The 21,801-nt window shown below is 61.3% G+C and carries 19 protein-coding genes and 1 pseudogene; 10 read left to right on the top strand and 10 right to left on the bottom strand.

The features are described 5' to 3' along the window. Nucleotides 1-89 precede the first annotated feature (89 nt). Nucleotides 90-347: a hypothetical protein gene (locus ACNAOU_RS25605; protein WP_193593887.1), complete on the top strand. Its 258-nt coding sequence runs from the start codon at nt 90-92 to the stop codon at nt 345-347. Nucleotides 348-388: 41 nt separating this feature from the next. Here ACNAOU_RS25605 and ACNAOU_RS25600 read toward each other — a convergent pair whose 3' ends face one another. The 4 genes from ACNAOU_RS25600 to ACNAOU_RS25585 form a co-directional block, all read right to left on the bottom strand. After that, nucleotides 389-1,225 (bottom strand): aminoglycoside O-phosphotransferase APH(6)-Id, encoded by an 837-nt coding sequence (locus ACNAOU_RS25600; RefSeq protein ID WP_000480968.1) that lies wholly within the window; start codon nt 1,223-1,225, stop codon nt 389-391. Further along, nucleotides 1,225-2,028 carry an aminoglycoside O-phosphotransferase APH(3'')-Ib gene (aph(3'')-Ib, locus tag ACNAOU_RS25595; RefSeq protein WP_001082319.1) on the bottom strand — a complete coding sequence of 268 codons (804 nt, stop codon included), beginning with the start codon at nt 2,026-2,028 and terminating at the stop codon, nt 1,225-1,227. Before aph(3'')-Ib ends, ACNAOU_RS25600 begins: the two co-directional genes overlap by 1 nt. Nucleotides 2,029-2,134: 106 nt before the next feature. Further along, nucleotides 2,135-3,264, bottom strand: a protein-coding gene (locus ACNAOU_RS25590) for an IS3-like element IS1133 family transposase (RefSeq protein WP_085959879.1) whose coding sequence is annotated in 2 segments (ribosomal slippage) — nt 2,135-3,018 and nt 3,018-3,264 — 1,131 coding nt in all. Because the reading frame shifts where the segments join, the coding sequence is not laid out codon by codon here. A 64-nt stretch (nt 3,265-3,328) separates the two neighbouring features. After that, on the bottom strand, nt 3,329-3,943 hold the full coding sequence (locus tag ACNAOU_RS25585) for a recombinase family protein (protein WP_193593888.1): 615 nt from the start codon (nt 3,941-3,943) through the stop codon (nt 3,329-3,331). Nucleotides 3,944-4,068: 125 nt separating this feature from the next. On the opposite strand from ACNAOU_RS25585, the gene ACNAOU_RS25580 reads away from it, so the two are divergent. Continuing rightward, a complete protein-coding gene (locus ACNAOU_RS25580; RefSeq protein WP_001138082.1) occupies nt 4,069-6,954 on the top strand; it encodes a Tn3 family transposase in 2,886 nt (961 codons plus the stop codon). 43 nt (nt 6,955-6,997) lie between these two features. Beyond that, nucleotides 6,998-7,918 carry a hypothetical protein gene (locus tag ACNAOU_RS25575; protein ID WP_193593908.1) on the top strand — a complete coding sequence of 307 codons (921 nt, stop codon included), beginning with the start codon at nt 6,998-7,000 and terminating at the stop codon, nt 7,916-7,918. Nucleotides 7,919-7,986: 68 nt separating this feature from the next. Here the strand turns inward: ACNAOU_RS25575 and ACNAOU_RS25570 are convergent, their stop codons facing one another. The 3 genes and pseudogenes from ACNAOU_RS25570 to ACNAOU_RS25560 form a co-directional block, all read right to left on the bottom strand. Beyond that, the gene (locus tag ACNAOU_RS25570; protein WP_422759258.1) at nt 7,987-8,499 is read right to left on the bottom strand and encodes an IS30 family transposase; all 513 of its coding nucleotides are present in this window, start codon (nt 8,497-8,499) and stop codon (nt 7,987-7,989) included. 403 nt (nt 8,500-8,902) lie between these two features. Next, nucleotides 8,903-9,124, bottom strand: a pseudogene (locus ACNAOU_RS25565) (hypothetical protein); the annotation flags it as partial. Between the two features lie 547 nt (nt 9,125-9,671). Next, complete coding sequence (locus ACNAOU_RS25560; protein ID WP_193593909.1) at nt 9,672-11,405, bottom strand: FtsK/SpoIIIE domain-containing protein; 1,734 nt, start codon at nt 11,403-11,405, stop codon at nt 9,672-9,674. Between the two features lie 189 nt (nt 11,406-11,594). Between ACNAOU_RS25560 and ACNAOU_RS25555 the strand changes: the two genes are divergently transcribed. Further along, nucleotides 11,595-12,401: a hypothetical protein gene (locus tag ACNAOU_RS25555; RefSeq protein ID WP_422759247.1), complete on the top strand. Its 807-nt coding sequence runs from the start codon at nt 11,595-11,597 to the stop codon at nt 12,399-12,401. Nucleotides 12,402-12,417: 16 nt separating this feature from the next. On the opposite strand, the gene ACNAOU_RS25550 is transcribed toward ACNAOU_RS25555, so the two are convergent. Continuing rightward, nucleotides 12,418-12,816 carry a hypothetical protein gene (locus tag ACNAOU_RS25550; RefSeq protein WP_227471664.1) on the bottom strand — a complete coding sequence of 133 codons (399 nt, stop codon included), beginning with the start codon at nt 12,814-12,816 and terminating at the stop codon, nt 12,418-12,420. Then, a complete protein-coding gene (locus ACNAOU_RS25545; RefSeq protein WP_193593911.1) occupies nt 12,806-13,105 on the bottom strand; it encodes a DUF4193 domain-containing protein in 300 nt (99 codons plus the stop codon). The genes ACNAOU_RS25550 and ACNAOU_RS25545 overlap by 11 nt, the downstream gene beginning before the upstream one ends. Nucleotides 13,106-13,352: 247 nt before the next feature. Here ACNAOU_RS25545 and ACNAOU_RS25540 point away from each other — a divergent pair, with 247 nt between their 5' ends. Together ACNAOU_RS25540 and ACNAOU_RS25535 are read left to right on the top strand one after the other, a co-directional pair. Beyond that, on the top strand, nt 13,353-14,072 hold the full coding sequence (locus tag ACNAOU_RS25540; protein ID WP_193593912.1) for an SOS response-associated peptidase: 720 nt from the start codon (nt 13,353-13,355) through the stop codon (nt 14,070-14,072). Nucleotides 14,073-14,102: 30 nt separating this feature from the next. Next, a complete protein-coding gene (locus tag ACNAOU_RS25535) occupies nt 14,103-14,786 on the top strand; it encodes a hypothetical protein (RefSeq protein WP_193593913.1) in 684 nt (227 codons plus the stop codon). Nucleotides 14,787-14,964: 178 nt separating this feature from the next. On the opposite strand, the gene ACNAOU_RS25530 is transcribed toward ACNAOU_RS25535, so the two are convergent. Continuing rightward, entirely contained in the window at nt 14,965-15,813 is an 849-nt protein-coding gene (locus tag ACNAOU_RS25530; protein ID WP_227471665.1) for an FG-GAP repeat domain-containing protein, read from the bottom strand. Nucleotides 15,814-16,863: 1,050 nt separating this feature from the next. On the opposite strand from ACNAOU_RS25530, the gene ACNAOU_RS25525 reads away from it, so the two are divergent. The 4 genes from ACNAOU_RS25525 to ACNAOU_RS25510 all read left to right on the top strand — a co-directional run bounded on the left by ACNAOU_RS25525 (nt 16,864) and on the right by ACNAOU_RS25510 (nt 21,637). Then, nucleotides 16,864-17,097: a hypothetical protein gene (locus ACNAOU_RS25525; protein ID WP_193593915.1), complete on the top strand. Its 234-nt coding sequence runs from the start codon at nt 16,864-16,866 to the stop codon at nt 17,095-17,097. A 210-nt stretch (nt 17,098-17,307) separates the two neighbouring features. After that, nucleotides 17,308-19,146: a MarR family transcriptional regulator gene (locus tag ACNAOU_RS25520; protein WP_227471666.1), complete on the top strand. Its 1,839-nt coding sequence runs from the start codon at nt 17,308-17,310 to the stop codon at nt 19,144-19,146. 227 nt (nt 19,147-19,373) lie between these two features. After that, complete coding sequence (locus ACNAOU_RS25515) at nt 19,374-19,601, top strand: hypothetical protein (RefSeq protein WP_193593916.1); 228 nt, start codon at nt 19,374-19,376, stop codon at nt 19,599-19,601. Between the two features lie 218 nt (nt 19,602-19,819). Next, complete coding sequence (locus ACNAOU_RS25510; protein WP_193593917.1) at nt 19,820-21,637, top strand: MarR family transcriptional regulator; 1,818 nt, start codon at nt 19,820-19,822, stop codon at nt 21,635-21,637. Nucleotides 21,638-21,801 lie beyond the last annotated feature (164 nt).

The following is a 21,801-nucleotide window of genomic DNA, read 5'->3' as shown; positions in this document are numbered from 1 at the left end:
TTGCTGCCGCTTGTGGTTTTGTTCGCTTGGTGTAAAGAAGATAGACTGTTACGGTAAATGCTTTTCCCGACGCACACCCTGGGAGTCCCATGACCACCGCCACCACAGCGAGCCCGCTGGAGTCCTACCAGCACGGCCGCGACAATTTCCTCTCCGTTGTGCTGGGCGCCATGGGAGAGCTCGAAACCTCTGTCCTGGAATTCCAGCACAAGCATGAAGGCCAGGCCCGCTCAGCGGGTGCTGACCTCGCCGAGGCCCTCCGCGAGAAGGCGCGGCTTGAAAGGGGTCGTTTGCGGGAGAGGGCGAAATCCTACGCTAAGGCTTTGGCCAACGATATTCTCCGGTAAGATTGATGTGTTCCCAGGGGATAGGAGAAGTCGCTTGATATCTAGTATGACGTCTGTCGCACCTGCTTGATCGCGGCCGCGATAGCTAGATCGCGTTGCTCCTCTTCTCCATCCGCGTTCCAAGCTGCGGAAAGGCACCCATAAGCGTACGCCTGGTCGAGCAGGCGACGCGGATCGACGTCCAGCGCACGAGAGAATGCGTCCGCCATCTGTGCAATGCGTCTAGGATCGAGACAAAGGTCGTCTCTGTCAGCCGGATCGTAGAACATATTGGCGGCGCCAAAGCCCACTTCACCGACCAGACCGACGGGATCTATCACCAGCCAGCCGCGACTGGAGAACATGATGTTTTCATGATGCAGATCGCCATGTAGCCCACGCAGTTCCGAGGCATTGCTCATCATTTGATCGGCTATAATCGCCGCGTGGACGTAGTCAGTTTGACAACCTGCGTTTTGATCATCGCGCGCCCGCTGAAACAAAGCTGCAAAGCGATCCCGGATCGGGAGAAGGGCAGAAGGCAGGGGTTCCTCAGATGCGGCATACAGCTTCGCCATTAGTTCCGCTGCAATTTCGGTCGCCTGGTAGTCGCCGTGCTCGGCAACGATGTGAGAGAGCATTCGCTCCCCGGCATATTCGAGCAACATCAGATTGTTCTCACGACCGAGCAACCGGACTGCTCCCCTCCCATTGCGCCATACCAGATAGTCGGCCCCGCGCAGTTCATCAGCAATGTCTTCTATAGGTTTCAATCCCTTGACGATTGCAGGAGTCCCGTCTGGCAATGAAACTTTCCAAACGAGGCTGGAAAAGGTGTCCGCAATGAGAACAGGTTGCGAAACGTGCCAATGAGCAGGAAAAACAGGCGGCATGAACATCAACCCCAAGTCAGAGGGTCCAATCGCAGATAGAAGGCAAGGCGTTCGCGGTCGGGGGCTTCGATCCCCAATACATTGAATAGGACAGCGAAGGCGCGCTCTGCTTCATCTGGCGCTGCCCAGTTCTCTTCGGCGTTAGCAATCATGAGTGCCAAATCGGCATAGCGATCTGCTGTTCCGAGCCGCCCAAGGTCGATCAGACCCGTGCATTGAAGAGTTTTAGGGTCCACCATGAAGTTCGGCATGCAGGGATCACCATGGCAAACAACCATATCGGTGCGCTCTTGGTCGAGCCGCACCGGTAGCTCTCGTTCGACACGAGCCAAAAGATCGAGCTGCGGCGTACTCTTGTCCTCGTCCGGTAAGAAGTCGGGATTGACGGCATTGCGGGACACCACATCAACGGCGCGTCCGAACATTCGCGACAGCCTGCGCTCAAACGGACATTGATCAACCGATAGGCTGTGAACAGCGCCAAGTTGCTGCCCCATTGACGGCCACGCTTTGAGCAAATCCGCTCCAGACAGATCAGCCGCCGGTACTCCCGGAATTGCCGTTATCACCAAGCATGCACCCTCCTGTTCCTCCTGCCAGTTGATCACCTCGGGGCAAGCCACACCTCGACCTTTGAGCCAAATGAGGCGGTCACGCTCTCCAGCGAGCTCACCGCGGCGGGAAGCAGGTGCGATTTTCGCGAAGGCATGCCCGTCACCACGTCGAAAAACAAAATCACCAGATTCTCCGCCTCTGACAGGCAACCAGTCAGAATGCGATTCACCAAAAAAAATATTAGTTCGATTCAATGGAGGTTCCTTCAGTTTTCTGATGAAGCGCGGAGGTGGCTCAACCTGCGAAAAGAAACGAGTTGCTATGGACTTGCACCGGTTGTGTTCCGGTCTATCTCTCATTTTAAGCGGCTTTTTTCTCAAATGCCACCGGCGATTTCCAGCCGAGTGTTGAATGTCTTCGGCGTGGATTATAAAAGCCATTTATATATTCGAAGATTGCAATCTCAATATCTCGCCTTGTTTGCCAGTGTCTGCGCCAAATCAACTCAGCCTTTAATGATTTAAAGAAGCTTTCTACTGCGGAGTTATCAAAACAATTGCCTTTCCCGCTCATGGACGGCAGCAATTGATGTTTGAGCAGTAGCTTTTGATATTCATGAGCGCAATATTGGCTCCCACGGTCTGTGTGTTGAATACAACCCGGTGGTGGTTTGCGTAAAGCCAACGCCATATTCAGTGCCCTTAATGCAAGATCCTGCTTTAATCGATCACCTGTTGCCCAGCCAATCACGCGACGGGAATACAGGTCAAGGATAACAGCAAGATAGACCCATCCTTCTCTGGTCCAAACATAAGTGATATCGCCTGCCCATTTCTGGTTGGGTGCGCTTGCGCTAAAGTCTTGTTTTAATAGGTTCGGTGCAATGTTGAAGGTATGATGACTATCCGTTGTCCGTTTGAATTTACGCGTTCGAACAACTGTAATGTTATTCTGGCGCATCAAACGTCCAACCCGACGCTGCCCAACCTGCAGGCCCAGCGCTTTCAACTCTTCTGTCATACGCGGCCTACCATAGCTCCCCAAACACAACCGATGCTGCTCACGTATATGCGCTAGAAGTATAAGATCACGACGCTGGCGCAGTGATGGAGGACGGCGTTTCCATGCACGTAAACCACGATCTGTTACGCCCATCAAACGACATATGCGTGAACGTGAGAGAGAGCCACGGTAATCCGTAATAAACTGAAATCTCACAGCTTTTGTACTGCGAAAAATATTGCTGCCTTTTTTAATATCTCCCTCTCCTCCCGAAGGATACGGTTCTCTTTGCGTAAACGTTCATTCTCACGCAGAAGATCAGTGTCTTGGGTAGGAATTTTAGTTTCATCGGAAATTGATGCGATCCATTTCCCAAGCGTGGAAAGCCCAATACTTAAATCTGACGCAACTTGACGGCGTGTTAAGCCACTAGTGAGTGCTATGCGAACTGCATCACGCTTAAATTCATCACTATGCTTTAATGACATATATGGTCTCCTTGATAACAAATAATGCTCTCAAAAAGACCGGAACGAAACCGAGGCAAGTCCACTACGTAAGTCCGAGAACATGCTTTCCATGGTCTCTGAGCTCGCCTTTGGGACCGACATATCGGTAGAGAGTGACGCGCTCGATGCCGAGTTCCTTGCAGAGATCGGAAACTGAAGTATCGCGCTGGGCCATGGCGGCTTGCGCGAGACGCACCTGAGCTTTGGTGAGCGCGAATTTTCGTCCGCCCTTGCGACCGCGCGCTCTCGCGGAGGCGAGACCCGCCATGGTGCGCTCTCGGATCAGATCCCGCTCGAACTCGGCCAAGGTGCCGAAGATTCCGAACACCATGCGACCGGACGCAGTCGTGGTGTCGATCTGAGCGCCCTTTCCAGTCAGAACCCGCAGGCCGATCTTGCGGTCTGACAGCTCCTTCACCGTGTTGACCAGATGGGCAAGCGATCGTCCGAGGCGATCGAGCTTCCAGACCACCAGCACATCGCCGTCACGCAATGACTTGAGGCAGGCAGTCAAGCCAGGGCGATCATCACGACCGCCGGAAGCAAGATCATCATAGATATTGTCCCGTTCGACACCTGCGGCGCGCAAGGCGTCGTGCTGCAGGTCGAGAGACTGCGAGCCATCGGCTTTGGAGACGCGGGCATATCCGATCAGCATGTATCACAAACGTTGGTTTGAGGCGGCGCTTCGGCCACGATTGCATTGACCTCTGGAAATGTATCTCAACCAGCTTCATAAACAAAGCGTCTTGAACGCTATCAGATTTTGAAAAAGGAACATGTATGCCGCGTCGCGTCACTCTAACCGATCGGCAGAAAGACGCGCTGTTGCGCTTGCCGACTTCACAGACGGATTTGCTCAAGCACTATACGCTGAGTGATGAAGACCTTGGGCATATCAGGCTGCGTCGGCGCGCTCACAACAGGTTCGGCTTCGCCCTGCAATTGTGTGTCCTGCGCTATCCCGGCCGGGTGCTGGCTCCAGGCGAACTGATCCCTGCAGAGGTCATCGAATTTATCGGAGCGCAGCTTGGCCTGGGTGCCGACGATCTCGTAGACTATGCTGCCCGCGAGGAAACACGGCACGAGCATCTTGCCGAGTTACGGGGGCTCTACGGCTTCCGCACCTTCTCCGGACGTGGTGCGAGCGAGCTGAAGGAATGGTTGTTCCGAGAAGCCGAGATGGCGGTGTCGAACGAGGATATCGCCCGTCGCTTCGTAGCCGAGTGCCGACGCACCCGCACTGTCCTTCCCGCGACATCCACGATCGAGCGGCTTTGTGCCGCGGCTCTCGTCGATGCCGAGCGACGCATCGAGACGAGGATCGCCAGTCGGCTGCCTATGTCGATCCGAGAACAGTTGCTGGCATTGCTCGAGGAGACGGCTGATGATCGGGTGACCCGTTTTGTGTGGCTGCGCCAGTTCGAGCCTGGCTCGAACTCTTCGTCGGCCAACCGGCTGCTCGACCGGCTCGAATATCTGCAACGCATCGATCTCCCCGAGGATCTGCTTGCCGGCGTTCCTGCCCATCGGGTGACTCGTCTGCGCAGGCAGGGTGAACGGTATTATGCCGACGGCATGCGCGATCTCCCGGAGGACAGGCGGCTTGCGATCTTGGCTGTTTGCGTCTCGGAATGGCAGGCGATGTTGGCCGACGCAGTGGTCGAAACCCACGACCGGATCGTCGGCCGTCTCTACCGTGCTTCGGAGCGTATTTGCCATGCAAAGGTCGCAGACGAAGCGGGGGTGGTGCGTGACACCCTGAAATCCTTCGCCGAGATCGGGGGCGCCCTGGTCGATGCACAGGATGATGGCCAGCCGCTGGGCGATGTCATCGCGAGTGGGTCAGGGTGGGACGGCTTAAAAACCCTTGTTGCAATGGCAACCAGGCTGACCGCCACCATGGCCGACGATCCGCTCAATCATGTGCTCGACGGTTATCACCGCTTCCGCCGATACGCTCCACGCATGTTGCGCCTGCTCGATCTGCGAGCTGCGCCCGTTGCACTGCCGCTTCTGGAAGCGGTGACGGCCCTTCGTACCGGTTTGAACGATGCCGCGATGACCAGCTTCTTGCGGCCCAGCTCGAAATGGCATCGCCACCTTCGGGCCCAGAGGGCTGGCGACGCTCGCCTATGGGAGATCGCGGTGCTGTTCCATCTGCGCGATGCGTTCCGCTCCGGAGATGTCTGGCTTACTAGGTCCCGGCGCTATGGCGATCTGAAACACGCACTCGTTCCGGCACAATCCATCGCGGAAGGCGGTCGTCTCGCTGTGCCATTGCGGCCGGAGGAATGGCTGGCAGACCGGCAAGCTCGCCTCGACATGCGGTTGCGCGAGCTTGGCCGTGCCGCTCGCGCAGGCACGATCCCGGGCGGGTCGATTGAAAACGGCGTTCTGCATATCGAGAAACTCGAAGCCGCCGCGCCGACAGGCGCCGAAGATCTGGTGCTCGATCTCTACAAGCAGATCCCGCCCACGCGCATCACCGATCTCCTGCTGGAGGTGGATGCGGCGACCGGCTTCACCGAAGCGTTCACCCATCTGCGCACAGGAGCACCCTGCGCTGACCGGATCGGGCTAATGAACGTTATCTTGGCGGAAGGGATCAACCTCGGCTTGCGCAAAATGGCGGATGCGACAAACACCCACACCTTCTGGGAATTGATCCGCATTGGACGGTGGCATGTCGAGGGCGAAGCCTATGACCGGGCGCTGGCCATGGTGGTCGAGGCACAGGCAGCGTTACCCATGGCCCGGTTCTGGGGCATGGGCACGTCGGCTTCGAGCGACGGACAGTTCTTCGTCGCTACAGAGCAAGGTGAGGCCATGAACCTGGTCAACGCGAAATATGGCAATACCCCGGGCCTGAAAGCCTATAGCCACGTCTCCGACCAATATGCGCCGTTCGCAACCCAGGTGATTCCTGCAACGGCAAGCGAAGCGCCTTACATCCTCGATGGCCTGCTGATGAACGATGCTGGACGCCATATCCGCGAGCAGTTCACCGACACGGGCGGCTTCACCGATCACGTCTTTGCCGCATGTGCCATTCTCGGCTACCGGTTCGCTCCGCGCATCCGCGACCTGCCATCCAAACGGCTCTACGCGTTCAATCCGTCGGCCGCCCCGGCGCACCTGCGAGCGTTGATCGGCGGAAAGGTCAACCAAGCCATGATCGAGCGCAATTGGCCCGACATCCTGCGCATCGCCGCCACCATTGCTGCCGGTACCGTCGCGCCAAGCCAGATTCTGCGGAAACTCGCCTCCTATCCGCGGCAGAACGAGCTCGCGACAGCCCTGCGGGAAGTCGGTCGCGTCGAGCGCACCCTGTTCATGATCGACTGGATTCTGGATGCCGAACTCCAACGGCGTGCCCAGATCGGGCTCAACAAAGGCGAAGCTCATCATGCGCTGAAGCGGGCAATCAGCTTCCACCGCCGCGGTGAAATCCGCGACCGTTCCGCCGAAGGCCAGCATTACCGCATCGCCGGCATGAATCTGCTCGCCGCCATCATCATCTTCTGGAACACCATGAAGCTCGGCGAGGTCGTTGCAAACCAGAAACGCGATGGAAAGCTGCTATCGCCCGATCTCTTGGCCCATGTTTCGCCGCTCGGATGGGAACACATCAATCTCACCGGAGAATATCGCTGGCCAAAGCCTTAGCGTAGGATTCCGCCCCCTCCCGCAAACGACCCCTGAAAACCAGTTGGGCGAGCAGGCACTGGAGCTCAAGGAGTACCGCACCCACGTCTGCGCCACCCCGGACACGCGAGACTTTTTCGCTGCCGGCGACTCAGAAGACTCCGCCCCGGTGGCTGCCCCCGCCCCCGTAGCGAGCCCTGGCACCGAGGAAGCATCCCCGATCATTGCTGAACTGCGCGCCGCCCTTGAGGCAGAGCGGGGTGTCAGCGCAGGGCTCCGCGCCAATCTCGAAGCTGAACGGAACGTCAGTGCAGGACTCCGCGGTGAGATCGGCAAGCGCGATGACGCCCTGGACGAGGCCGACGGCAAGCTGCGCACCGCCAACGAAGCGCACACGCGCTACGTCCGCGAAGCCCAGGAGACCTTTGACCAGCGCCTTTCCGAGGGCGTACGGGCCGCCGAGGCCGGTATCCGGGTGGAGGCAGTGCGCATCATTGAAGCGATCGCCGCAGACAACCCCGCACTGGCCGAAGCAGCCGACCTGTTCACCGTGGCTTTCCCGGCAGAGGCCTCCGGCGAAGAGATTCGCCAGGACCAGGCTGTTCCGGCACCGGAAGCCGACGCGCCCGCGCCATCGGAGGACTTCTTTGCCGGCATTCCCGCCCCACACCTGGCACCGGCACCGGAGGCGCAACCGGCCTCCGCTGAGGACGACTGGGAGCAGGTGATCGCGGCAGCAGCGCCCTCAGCTCCGGAAACCCGGACCGATGAAACCGCGCCGGAGCCCATGACCCAGGTGCTTATCCCGGCCCCGGACCTGCACAGCGACGCCATTCTGGACCCGAGCTTCTTCGACACACCGGCGCCGCTGGATCCGCCAGCTGGTGAGTCGGCGGAAGCCCCTGCGCCCGAAGAAAAGCAGGCCGAGGCACCCAAGCCCGGGCTGGGGCTCTTCGGGCGCAAGAAGGAAGCCCAGAACGCCTAAGGCGAGACCTGACAAAAGGCCCCGGCAGAAAACCGGCGGTTTCTAGGGGTCGTTGCAACACCTGTTGGTTAGGTGGTTAGTAGTAAATCACGTAAACGCTCGGCTGGAGTATTCCAGTCGAGCGTTTTGCGTGGGCGGCCGTTGAGTTCCTGTGCTACGTGCTCGAGGTCTTCGGGTCCGTAGACGGACAGGTCGGTGCCTTTGGGGAAGTACTGGCGCAGCAGCCCGTTGGTGTTCTCGTTGGAGCCGCGTTGCCAGGGGCTGGCTGGGTCACAGAAGTAGACCTGCATGTCCGTGGCCATGGTGAAGGACTTGTGGCCTGCCATTTCCGCGCCCTGGTCCCAGGTAAGGGAGCCTCGCAGGTGAGCCGGCAATGTGGCCATGGTTTTGATGAGGCCCTCGCGGACTGTTTCGGCGGTGTGGTCGCCGGGAAGGTGGACGAGCATCACGTAGCGGGTGGTGCGTTCGACCAGGGTCGCGATCGCTGACTGGTTGTGCGCGCCGGTGATGAGGTCGCCCTCCCAATGTCCGGGGATGGCGCGGTCCTCGATCTCGGGCGGACGTTCGGAAATCATGACCATGGGGTCGATGAACCTGGGGTGCGTTGCTCACCTGTCGTGTGGGGTTTGCGGCGCGTCCGGCCGGTGCGCAGTGCTGCCTGGACCTCGCGTTTGAGTCCGCCTCTGGCTTGGATGTAGAGGGCTTGATAGATCGTCTCTGGACTCACACGCATCTCCGGGTTGTCGGGGAACTCTTCGACCAGCGTGTTGCTGATCTGTTCCGAGACCAGCGTATGAGCAGTTTGTCCTTCACATAGTCACGCAGGTCCGACTCAACGGCGAGTTTGGCCGTCTTCGGCCGGGCCCGCCGGGCAGCGGCTTTCCGGTGCGCTCCGTGGGGCAGGTAGCCCATCCGGGTATCGGTATTGCGGGCAAGTTCCCGGCTAACCGTTGAGGGCGATCTGCCGAGGGTGTGAGCGATCGCCCTGATCGAGGACCCGGCTGCTTGCAGGTCCCGGATCAGCTCCCGCTCCTGGACGTTGAGGTATCGCCGGTCGATTGGCTTCTCCAGCGCTGATACCGGGACCGGTGTCGTTCCGGTCGCGCCGCCGGGGAGGTCATGGTGGTCACACCACGTTTGTAATCGACGACCCTGCCATCTGGGTAAATGCGTCGCCCGCCAGTCTTCCGGATTCCCTGATCCCACTCTTCGGCGGTCCGTAAATGAATACCCACCGCCGCAGCGGCTTTCCTCCGATTCACGCCGGTCTTGCGCAGCCGGAAGTACTCATCCCGCCCAGGATGAGGGCCCGCGCCCGGCTTTCCCTGGCTTTTCAGCCCGGCTTTACGAACCCACCCGGCGCATGTATCAGGGTTAAGTGCGAGTTCTCTTGCAGCCTTCCTCGTGCTCTTGACCCGGTCGAACACTCTGAAGAACTCCGCTTTCTGGGCGGATGTGTATTTCCGCTGCCCAGCCTTACGATCCCGGAGGGCCGGCTCAGGGAGCCGAGATTTATGGACCCATTGGTAGCACGTCATCTGATTGAAGCCGAGCTCCGCGGCGGCCGCGCTCACGCTCCCACACCGGTCCCATACGAGAAAAACTTAGCCTTCTGCTCCGGCGTGTATTTCCTCCGCCCGGCAGATTCCTCCGTTAAAGACGACACGGTCGTTGCAACTCCCAAAAGTTCTGGGTGTTGCAACGACCGCTAGAACCCGCCACCTGCCGGGGCCTTTTTCGTGTCCAGATGCGGTCAGGCCCTGCCGGCCATGTTGGACAGCTGCCGGGACTGGGAAGCCGCCAGTGCGGCACCTCTGAGCGGCCGTCCGTTCTCGTCGTAACCCGAATCGCCCATCAGATCGGCCATCGGGTCCCGCATGGCAGCGCGCCGGGTCGCGACATCGTCCTGGTCCTCCGGAGATTCGAAGGCGTCCTCCAGCTGGGCCATCTGTGCCTTGGTCGGCTCCGGCTGCGACGTCTTGGGCACGCCCAGCTTCTCCAGCCAGGCGCGGTAGTCGGCCACGGAGGCGAAGTAGGACTTGAAGATGGCCGGCTCGTCACCTTCAGGCTCGGAGGAGCCGACACCGCGGGAGGCGCCGCTGTCGGAGCGGACATTCTCGGGGATCAGCGGCACACGGTCCGGGTCGGAGAAGACCAGTCGGCGGTTGCCCTCGGTCGGCTTTGCACCCAGGAGCAGTTTGTGGTGCAGGTTGGTGCGCAGGGACGGGTCGATGCCGGTGTTCGCCGACGCCACCTGGGTGGCCAGTAGAAGGAAGACCCCCGTGAAGCGCAGCTCGGCAGCGACCCGCTTGATGCCGTTTTTCAGGATCTCCTTGAACAGGTTGGTCCGGTTAGCGTCGGCCGCCATGTCCTTGAGAAGCTGCGGGGCGTCCTTGCCGGCCTTGGGCACCGACTCGAGCGCGAACAGGCCTGTCAGCTCGTCGACCACCACGATGAGCGGTTTCAGGGCCGCCGACTTGGGCAGGTCTTTCCAGTCGTTGACGCCGTGGCTCTTGATGAGCTTGGATCGGCGTTCACCTTCTTCCATGATGAGCCGGATCGCTACCGCGGACTGGGCGGGGGAGGCGCATCCCCAGCCGCCCGGTCGGACGAAATCCTTGACCCACTCAAAGTCAGCGCTCTTCGTCGGCAGGTCGATGATGGCAAGTTCGGCGCCCTTGGCCAGCCAGGTCGAGAGGTAGCAGTTGATCGTGACCGACTTACCGGCACCGGAGGTACCGCCGATCTGCAGATGCGCGCCGGCGTTCATGTCCAGGTAGAACGTCTCGCCGACGGTTTCCCCTGCCGGCGGCAGCTTCATGCCCAGCGGGATCTTGAAGGTCTCCTTTTTGGTGTGGTCAAACTTGACTACGGAATCCATCGGCGTCGGGATCATCGCCGGGAACGTCGGGGGAGCGGACGGGATGATCGACGCGGTGAGCTTCTGGGCGTTCACCTTCACGTACCAGCCATCCCGGCCGACGACGCTGGTCGCGACCTCCTCCAGCTTGGAATCATGCTTGGAGGGCATGTAAGTGCGCGGCAGCTCCAGATCGAAGCCACCATCGCGGCGCGGCTTCACCTGGACCTCCCAGGGCTTCACTCCCAGGGCCAGTGCGGCCGCGCCCCGGCAGCGGGCGGTCTCGGGGCTCAGCTGGGTCAGGACGGCCTTGCCCAGGAACGGCTCGAACTTCGTCATCTCCCAGCCGTCCCCGTGCTGGTCGGCCAGCTTAACGGCCATCTTTTCGCCGTCGTTGGGCTTCACTGACCGGGGGAGCCGGACCTCCTTGGTCTTGGACTTGTCGTTGTGGCTGACTTCAGTCACGGCCACCTGCCGGGTCGCCACAGCCATTCCGTCCTCAATGGAGTCGACCTCGAAGCCCTCACCGTGGGTGTCGGTGATCTTCTTCATCAGCTGGGCCATGTGCCGGGCCGGATCGAACCTGTCGGGAAGCCGCACCCGGATGCGTTCAGTGCTGGAAGCCACGCTGTGCTGGCCTTTCGTCTCGCCAATGTCTCTACCCGGAAACATGCGTAGACGACGGCGTTTCGGCGGACTCATGCGGCCGCTGGGGCCTCCCGAAGGGGAGAGGCTAGCAGGGCGCGGGCTTTCCAGGGCGGGCCGGTCAGGTGGCTATACTTTCGGCAACAGGGCCGGCAGCGACGGGGGACTGAAGTGTCTGATTACTGCGAATGCGGAAACCAAGCGACGTTCCGGTGCCGGTGCACCGCGACGATCTGCACGTCTCATATGTACCACCCCCAGACGTACCACAACACCGCCCTGTTCCAGGCCGCCCGGAATCACGAGGGCAAGCCGTCTCACGCACTGTTCATCGCCCTGCATGAAGCGTGGGCCCCAGTCGGCACATTGTGTTCCCGCTGCTACGCACGGGCTACCGACAAGGTGGCGGCCGAGTATGCGCGGGCTTTTCGGGATCACACCGACGCGCGGCCGGAGACGATCGCCTCGGTCCTGCTCCGGAATGAGTCATGGACAACCGGCAGAGAATGGCATGTCAGCGAAACGGTGGGGCAGAAGACCCTGCGGGCCGCCGGGCACCATGTGCCATGGTCGCACCCGGATTCACTGGACACCGCTGGCCGGCTGTTTGCCAGCAGCCAGGGCGAGCCGCCCCAAACGCTGATCCGAGTGAAGCATTTCACCGAGCGCAGGACCTGGACCGGACGGACGGAACGGGTCGAATCTATCATTGACCTGGCGCCGATCAGGGCGTGGCCAGTCTCGGCAACCTACACCGATGACGGCTACAGCGAGTCAGCGACAATTTTTGTCGGAGCGAGCGGGGTCCGCCATCCAGCTCAGCACGGCCGGCCGGAGCACGGCATCTACTTTTACGCTCCCCAGTACGCGGAGGAGGCGAGGAAAGTCCTCGAAGGCCCATTCCGCCCGGAGGCCAGACCGGGCTTCTTTTTCAGCAAGGAGCAAGCGATCGCCAAGGCACTCACGAGCAGGTTTTAGCGGGCCGGGCAGGACGCTAGCGGCGCGCGAACACCTCGAGCGCCGACCCTAATCGGAGGGGATCGTTGAGCAGATCAACGGGCCGGGCCCCCTGCAGATCCGTGGACGGCGTGATCATCCACGGCGTGAAGTAGTCGTGCGGGATCTTCAGCTCCATGGCCCGCTCGAAGAGCCCGGTCACGGCGGGGTGCAGGCCGCCTGCGGCCGTGAACTGGAAGCCGGGGCAGTAGGTACCCTCGCCGATGAAGACGCGGACCAGTCGGCGCAGCAGAGGCTCAGGGTCTGCGGTCTGCTCTCCGAGCTTCTGCTGGACCTGTTCCAGGGACGGCAGGGTGAACTCGGCTTCGATGGCGGCCCAGACGCTCTCGGGCACTTCGCCGCGCATCGCCGGTATTCGGGCTGGTTCAGCCTTCACAGTCGGTGCAGTACGTGTGGCCGTTTTTCTGCCGGGCGATCTGTGAGCGGTGCCGGACCAGGAAGCAAGACCAGCAGGTGAACTCATCGGCAGCCTGGGGGACCACGTCGACGGTCAACTCTTCGGCGATGAATTCTCCCCCCGGGGTCAGTCCGTCCAGTACGTCTGCTTCATCGAGCTCGAGGACCACGGACTTCGCATCAGGGGCCTTCGCCGACTGCAGAGCCTCAAGGGAGCTGTCCTGGGATTCCTTGACGTCAGTGCGGAGCTCGTCGTAATCAGTTGCCACTTCGGTGCATCTCTTTTCTGCTGTTCGGATTGCTCGGAAAGCAACGTACAGCACGGTGCCCGCATTCCCTAGTCGCGGGTCTCTCACAACCAACTCCGCTCCCTAACGGCTGCCGCTGACGGGACAGGAGTGCAGAGCCCTTGCAGCATGCCGGCTTGCGGAACACCACTGTAGAAGGCCCTGCTCTATGTAGCTGATGCAGCCTTCCGGATGAACCAAGGCACCCATGGTGAGGCAGAATTGGCTTATGTGCGGCAGATACGTGATGTCCAAGGCTACTGGTGACCTGCTGAGCCATTTTGAGGCAAAGGAAGTGGAGGGCGCCCCGCCACCTCCCAGCTGGAACGTGGCGCCAACGCAGGCCATACCCATCGTTGCTGAGCGGCTGGACGAGGGCAGCATTGACAGGCACCTGCTGGTCGCCCGCTGGGGCCTCGTGCCTTCGTGGGCCAAGGACATCAAGATCGGCGCAAAGATGATCAACGCTCGCAGCGAATCGATCCTGGAGAAGCCCTCGTTTCGAAAGGCCGCCGTCAAGCGTAGAGCAATCGTCCCGGCGGAGGGCTACTACGAGTGGCAGAAGACCGAAGACGGCAAGAAGATCCCCAACTACCTCTACTCCGAGAATGAGGACCTGATGGGCTTCGCCGGCCTGTACGAATGGTGGGCAGACCCGTCGCTGCCCGAGGACGACCCTGGCCGGTGGCTGCTCAGCTGCACAGTGCTCACCACCACCGCACAGGACGCCCTGGGCCACGTGCACGACCGCAGCCCGGTCATCATCCCGCGGGACCGGTACGCCGAGTGGCTCGACCCGGACCTGACCGACAAGGGCGACATCCAGCATCTGCTGGACTCCCTGCCGGAGCCGACTTTGGTCCCGCGCGTGGTCAGCACCAGGGTCAACAGCGTCCGCAACAACGGTCCAGCGCTGATCGAGCCCGCACCCATCGATGAGGCGAGCTAGTCCCATCCGAGGTCGTCTAGGCTGTCCCATGTGAGGGTTTCGAAAACCGATGTGATAGCCGGGCTGCCGGCCGAGCTGGCCCGCGCCATCTGCCGTAAGTTCCGCGGCCGGGAGACGGTCGCCGAGATCGCCGAGGACCTGCTCGCCGGCACCGGATTCGACCTCCAGACTGTCTTCGCTGATCTGGAAGCTGCCGGCTACCTTGAGAAGATCCGGACCGACCAGGACGGGGACGTCTGGTGGGATACCACCATTCTGGGCAACTCGCTGGCGATGGCCAGCTTCGGTAGGCCCATCAGCCGTAAGACCGCAGACCGGCTCGTCGTCGAGCTGCTGGGCCGCGCCAGGGCATACAACGCGGATACGTCCAAGCCGATGTTCATCGACACGCTGCGGGTCTTCGGAAGCTACCTGGATCCCGAGGTCGACCCTGTCGGCGACGTCGACATCGAACTCACCTACGGCCGGCGGATCACTGACCAGGCGGCACTCAGGGCCTACACCAGGGCCAGCGGCAGATCCTTCAACACCTACATGGACGAGCTGATGTGGCCGTCGCAGGAGCTCTTCCTGTACCTGAAAAAGCGATCAGCTTTCATCAGCATCACCCTTGAAGACATCACACTGCTCACTGCCAACTTCAGGACGATCTACCGAATCGACGACGACCGGCAAGCCGTCGTGCCAGCAGATCGAACCTTATTCGGCCGGTAAGCGGCCGGCCGTCTGAGGGCACTGTGCAGGGGTGTTTCAGCGGTCTTTCCGAGTCTCTCCCCTGCGTGGTTTGGAAACGCCGATAACAGAGCTTATGTCAACCAAAAGAGGTTGATATTGCATCTGATGCATCAATTCGGCTCTGCGGAAAACAGTTGGTCGGCAAGCTAGCGGGCCACTACCCCATGACTTTGGACGCCGGAACGTCCATCAGGAAGCGCTGGCCCGTGAAGCCGCCGGTGCCGTTTCCTGGGTATAGCCAGACCTTCCCGTTGATGTCCTGCGCTATGACGTCTCCGACGCCGTCCCGGTCAAAGTCACCCGGTGCGGCGAATTTTGCCATCGATTGCCAGCCCCTGCCGATCTGTACGCGGTTTTGCCAGCCACCGGTGCCGTTTCCCGGATAGAGCCAGAGGGCGTCGTAGACATCACGGGCGAGGACGTCTGATGATCCATCACCGTTGAAGTCATGTCCGCTAAAGATTGCGTTCATGATGTTCCATCCGGAGCCCACCTGTGTGCGGCCAGGATACCAATGACCATCCCCGTCACCGCGGTACAGCCACAGCGCACCGCTGGCGTCCCGGGCCAAGACGTCCGGGGCGCCGTCGCCGTCCCAGTCCCCCGGGGATGTCAGGGCGGTCATGACGTCCCATCCCCAGCCAATCTGATTCCTTGGTGTGCCACCGCTCCAGCCTGGCATCCGGTGGAGTGATCCATCGGTACTTCGATAGATCCAATCTGCGTAGCCATCGCCGTCCCAGTCCCCCGGCATGAGTATCGCGTTGACGTCCGGTCCGACGTAACCGGCTGTCCGCTCAGGCTGGGAGACACCGTTGTCTGCGTAGACGTAAGCGAGTCCATCGTCGCGAATGGTGACGAGGTCCCCAAAAATCAGGCCGCCGTCCCGGTCATCTTGGACAAGGTTATGCCACGAGAAGTCCTCGGCTCGGGCGGGTCCAGCGAAGGCGACACTGCCCAACATCGTGGCGGCAATTACGCAAGCACCCAAAAATAAACGTCGCATCAAGTCCCTCAAGCCGTGATGCCGTACCGACGGGGCACGGGCAAGATGAGCATATCCAGAGCCATGGGGTGGGGCAACGGGGCTACCATGCCAGCGCTCCAGCCACCGCCGCCGATGTTGCCACCACGGTCTTGACCACCGACTCCCCCGAACTATGAGTGAGCACATGCAGGTGGCGCCACGTAGAAACGATGCTCGGCCTATGATGACCCGGGTAAATGACTGGAGTCCGGTCAAGAGTGCCTACGGGTGTTAGTCCACCAACGAGGGGGCCTGATTGGACCAAGAACGACGGGACGGACTGCCGGCTGACGGGGACCTTACGGCCAAAGAAGCTGCGGACTACCTCACCGGCCCTGCCGGCCGACCAGTTACCCCGGTCTGAGGAACTCATCGAAACCCTGAAGAGCCTGGAGAACGACGACTGGGATCCGGACCAGGCGCAGTAGCTGCTCAGCCGACATAGAGGGTCGTCTGGGTTCCGGCGACTAACGTTGGTTCCGCGCGCCCGCGCGTGTGAGCCCGCGCCGGGCTCTTCCAACGATGCTCTCCGGACCAGCATGCGCCGAGGCTCTCCTTCGGCCTGGCCACTTCAGTAGCGTCGACCTGATGAGCAACCGGCGCACTTAGTGATAGCTGAAAATACCACCTGCTGCCAGCGGACCGGCTTGGACCTGATTTTCCGCTATCACTAACTTTGTCACCCCTCCCCCGGGCTCGAGCCGGCCTGGGACGAATGGAGGGGTTAAGCGAGGGGTGAAGAACGGCCGATACAGCGCCGAGGCCCGGCTTGGCGGGCTAGATTCGATCTCAACCTTTGGGAGGAGGACATTGATGCGGTGGACACTGCGTCGGTCGGCATGTTCCCGCGTTGCCTGCGACACGCCTAGTGTTTGCAGTTAACAAATACCCGGTTGCTATCGGCGCCGGTGCTAACTTCGAATCAGCCGCAAACCTGCAAACAAAAATGCAGGGCCAGATCGGCTACCAGCAACACCAACGATGAAGCAGTCCGGCCCGGCAGCTGGACGAGATTCAAAGGACGAGACAATGGCTGCACAAATCAAGCGTGGACGCGGACGACCCAGCAGGGGCCTCCGCAAATACATTGGCTTCCGCGTACAGGAAGAGACGGCTGAAGAAGTTGCCCAGGTCGCCGCAGCGAAGGGCATCACAGTTTCTGACTACGTCTCGTCCGCCGTTGCCCGGTCGCTCATCGAGGACAGGGCACTGCGCAACCACTTCCACCACCAGGAGGAACTGCCCATCCGCATCGCCTCATAAAAATGGAGGCCCGCACTAAGCGGGCCTCCGAAGCTTGAGACTTACATTCTGGATTGCTTCCCGGCGCTCAGTCTGTAAGTCGAGTGGTAGACCTTGGCGGGTCCACCAGTTGTTGTGCTATGAAACCGGTCTTGGCGGGCCGGCCCTTTGTTAGCCCTCCGAAGCGCTCACTTTGAAAGGAATGTCCTCATCGTACATCAGCACGCGCGCGTGCTGCCAGCCCTGCCCGAGGCTGGCGTGTCGCGCCAGTCCAACGACCCTGCCCAAGTTTGGGCGGCCCTCTCCCCCTTACTTGCCGGACAGCCACGCGTCCGCCTCTCCCGCGACGCCGGTAAGAGCTACCCGCAGAAACATGAACGGAACCTCACCGAGGCGCTCCCGTCGTTTCCCGCGGCAGTCCGTATTTTCGGCAAGGACGGCACCTGCGCCGCCATCTTTCTCGACTTTGACTCGTCAGTAGCCGGCCCCGATTGGGTCCAAGCCGACGTCCGGGCCGTCCAAACCTGGCTGCACTCAGTCGGGGCCCGCTGGATTGAGGACTACTCCCCCAACGGTGGCCGCCACGTCTACGTCCCGCTGGCGCAGCGGGTCACTTTCTCCGAAGCGCGGGATCTTGTCGAGGCGCTAGGCACCCGATACCGGACCCTGGACAAGACCCCGCACCAGAACCTGCTTCACGGCTGCATGCGCACCCCTGGTTCTCCGCACAAGCGCGGCGGCCACCAGGAGCTGGCGATGAGCCTGTCCATGGCCTACGACGTTGCCCGCCGCCCCAACAGCCCGAGCATCTGGGCGGCAATGACCAAAGACCTGACTGCCGAGATCAAGGCCGTCCGGGCGCTACGCCTGGAAGAAACGTTCAACCCGGCATCCTCGGACGCCCCCATCCTCGACCAGCCCGTGGGCCGAATGTCCAGGACCATGCAGGTACTCGCCCAGACCGGGATGTACGACACGAACCGCTACGCCACGGACTCCGACGCCCGCCAGGCAGTCATCGTTGGCGCCGCGGCCGCCGGCCTCGAGCTGGTGGATGTGGAGCGCCGGATGCTCCAGGGAACCTGGCCCGGACTTGCCTCTTTCTACGCCCGGTATGCAGCCCGGCACCGACTCCCGGCCCTGCGCAGGGACTGGATGAAAGCCGTCACCTACCTCAGCAAAAACCCGACGAATCGGGAAGGGAAGAACAATGTCCGCACATCCCCCACAAGCCAGCCAAATACACAGGCGGCAGCGATAAAGGCTTCAAACTCACTTTCAAATCCCGATGCAGAGCATCGGTTCATCCGGACCTGGCGCAATGCTCTCAGGATCAGAGAGATGAACTATCAGCAGTTCAGGACCGGTATGGCTCGGAGGATGGTGTTGCGGGCCTTGGGGGAAGCAGCCCATATGACGGCTTCCCGATTCGTTGAGTTCGGGGTTCGGTCGATCGCCGTGGCCACCGGGCTCGACCACACCACCGTCGGCCTTCACCTGCGGGAGCTTCGCGCGGAGAAGGACCCCCTTGTCACCTTGGTTGAGGAAGCCCGCGGAACAAAGGGCGACCTATACATGCTTACCGTCCCCGAGGATCTGAAGGCCGCGGCCGAGGACGCCACCTGGCAGAAAGGAAAGATCCACGCCCTCCGCCCGGTCTTCCGGGAACTGGGTCTACCGGCGGCGTTCGTCTACGAAGCACTGGAGCAATCCCCCGGGCTATCCACTATGGAGGTCGTTGCGGTCACCAGGCTGTCCCGGTCTGCAGTTCACGAAGCTCTGGAAATCCTGGCCGCCTGGAATCTGGTCAACCGTGACACGGGCCGCGCCTGGTCGGTAGTTCACGGAACCTCCCTGAAGCAGCTGGCCGAACACTTCGGTGTCCTGGAAGCCGTGGCGCAGCAGATCCAGCGTTACCGCCACGAGCGGATCATCTGGCGTGAATGGTTGGCCAGGAACGTCAACACCGTTCCCGAGCTCCTATCCCCCAGCGACGACTACCCCTGGGAGATGTTCGAGGGGCCACCGGACGAATGGAGCCTGGCCGATCTTGCATTCGGCCAGCGGTAAGGAGCGCGCGCACAGCCGCCCGTTGTTTCCGCAGGTGAGAGGACACGCTGTAATTTCAGAAATTGCTTAATCCACGGAGTTAACACAGGTGAGTGATACGTTCAAGGGGATCGGAGACGATTTCAGCAATTGCTGCCAGGCAGTTTCTGAAGGCCAATTGGCCCGGTGTCACGAGAACAAATCGAGCCGCTCTAAGGGGCGCTGGAATTCAAAGGACAGTGAGAAACATGGCTACAACAAACCGACGGGCCGGCAGGCCCGGCAAGGGCGACCGACGCGTCATGGCGTTCCGCCTCGCCACGCCGCGCGCGGATATTGTCCGGGAGCTGGCCGAAGCCGAAGGTTTCGAGTACGTCAGTGACTGGCTGGCCCACATCGTCAATGAACGCATCGACCACACGGACCTGAGCAAGATCAGGCGCCAGGAGGAGCTACCGATCCAAATAGCCTCTTAAATGATGAAGGCCCGCACGAGGCGGGCCTTCGAAGCCAGTGATTCACGAACTGCTTTGCTTCCCGGCGGACAGTTCGTAAATCAGACAAAAGCCCTGTTCAGGCTTTCTTTTTGCAAAAACCGGTCTGCCAGGACCGGCCTTTAGCCATTCCCTCTTGAAGGAATACTAATATCGTACCCCAGCACGCTCACGTCCTGCGTGACTCTGTTAGTCACGGCGTGTCCCCCAGCTTTGACGACCCAGCCACCGTGTGGGCCGCTCTTTCACCGTGCCTGGCCGGCCAGGCACGGGTGCGCCTCTCCCGTGATGGCGGCAAGTCCTATCCGCTGAAGCACGAACGCAACCTGACCGAGGGTCTCCCCTCCGTCCCCGCCGCCGTGCGTATTTTCGGCAAGGACGGCTGCTGCACGGCTATCTTCCTCGACTTTGATACCTCTGTCGGCGGAACAACTCTGGTTGACGCGGAGACCAACGCCACGAAAGCCTGGTTGAGCCGCTTCGGGGCCCGGTGGATTGAGGACCACTCCCCCACTGGCGGCCGCCACCTCTACGTTCCCCTGGCAGAGCGTGTCCCGTTCGCCGCAGCCCGCGACCTCGTTGAAGCCCTTGGCACCAGGCTACGGAGCCTCGACAAGACACCGCACCAAAACCTCCTTCACGGCTGCATGCGAACCCCGGGATCCCCACACAAACGCGGCGGCCACCAGCAGCTCGAGGGCAGCCTGTCCCACGCCTACGACGTCGTCCGCAGGCCCAACAGTGCAGAGGTATGGCAAGCACTGGCCGGCGACCTGGCTGCAGAGATCGCGGCCGTCCGTGCCCGCCGCAACCAGGAAGCCTTCGCCCCGGATCTTGACGCTCCTACAGCGACTCCTTCAGCCGGGCGTATGTCCCGCGCCATGCAGCTCATCGCCACGACGGGACTGTACGACACCAAACGGTACACCTCGGATTCGGACGCCAGGCAGGCAGTCATTACCGGCGCGGCAGCCGCAGGGCTCAGCCTGACCGATGTCGACCGCCGCCTCAAGCAGGGCCTTTGGCCAGGTCTGGCCTCCTTCTACGCCCGCTACGCCTCCCGGCACCGTGCGCCTTCCCTGAAGCGCGACTGGCTCAAGGCCATCGAGCACCTCAAGAAAAATCCCCCTAGCCAGTCAGGCCAAAGACATGTCCGTAAATCCCCCACAAGCCAGCCAAATACACAGCCGCAAGGATTACAGGGCAGTAATTCACCTGTGAAAAATTCCGATGCCGAGCACCGGTACATACGGACCTGGCGCAATGCACTCCGGATCCGGGAAGTCCGCTACCAGGACGCCCGCAGCGGACTTGGCCGGAGAATGCTCCTGCGTGCCCTTGGAGAAGCAGCCCATATGACGGGCAGCAGGTTCATCGAGTTCGGGATCAGGTCCTTGGCTGTGGCCACTGGGATGGACCACACCAGTGTCGGCGTCCACCTCCGGGCCCTCAGGGCCGAACCGGATCCACTCGTGACGCTCATCGAACAGGGACGCGGCACGAAGGGCGATCTCTACATGCTCACCGTGCCCGAAGAACTGAAAGAGGCAGCAGAGGATGTGTCCTGGCAGAAGGGCAAGATACACGCGCTGCGGCCGGTGTTCAGGGAACTAGGACTACCGGCTGCGTTCGTCTATGAAGCGCTGGAGCACTCCCCCACTCCCCTATCGACGATGGCCCTGGTCCGCACTACCAGGCTCTCCCGCACCGCAGTGATTGAGGCGCTGGAACTGCTCTCCGCATGGAATCTCACCCGTCGCGGTCGGGACCTGGCGTGGTCGCGGGTGGCGTCCACTTCCTTGAAGGCCCTGGCGGAACACTTCGGCGTTCTGGAGGCAGTGGCGGCGCAGTTGCAGCGCTACCGCATCGAACGGACCATCTGGCGCGAATGGCTGGCGCGGAATGTCAGAACGGTCGCGGAGCTGCTCTCACCCGACGATGACTATCCCTGGCATGAGTACGAAGGGCCTCCCGACGACTGGATGCTCGCCGACATCGCGTTCAGCCGTCCTGCTTGACCGTGGGTGGGGCGGCTGGATGTGGCCTCCCCCGGCCACGCCACGGACTGGCGATACGATGACATGTAGTCGCCCGGCGTGACGCTCACAGAGTCACAGCGCAACAGACTCGCAGGCGTACATCCTCCGTGACGAACAGCTACACGGAGAACCGGACTAACGGA

This window comes from Paenarthrobacter sp. C1, from assembly GCF_049315185.1.
Lineage (GTDB): Bacteria > Actinomycetota > Actinomycetes > Actinomycetales > Micrococcaceae > Arthrobacter > Arthrobacter nicotinovorans.
This window is presented reverse-complemented; position numbering and strand designations above follow the sequence as displayed.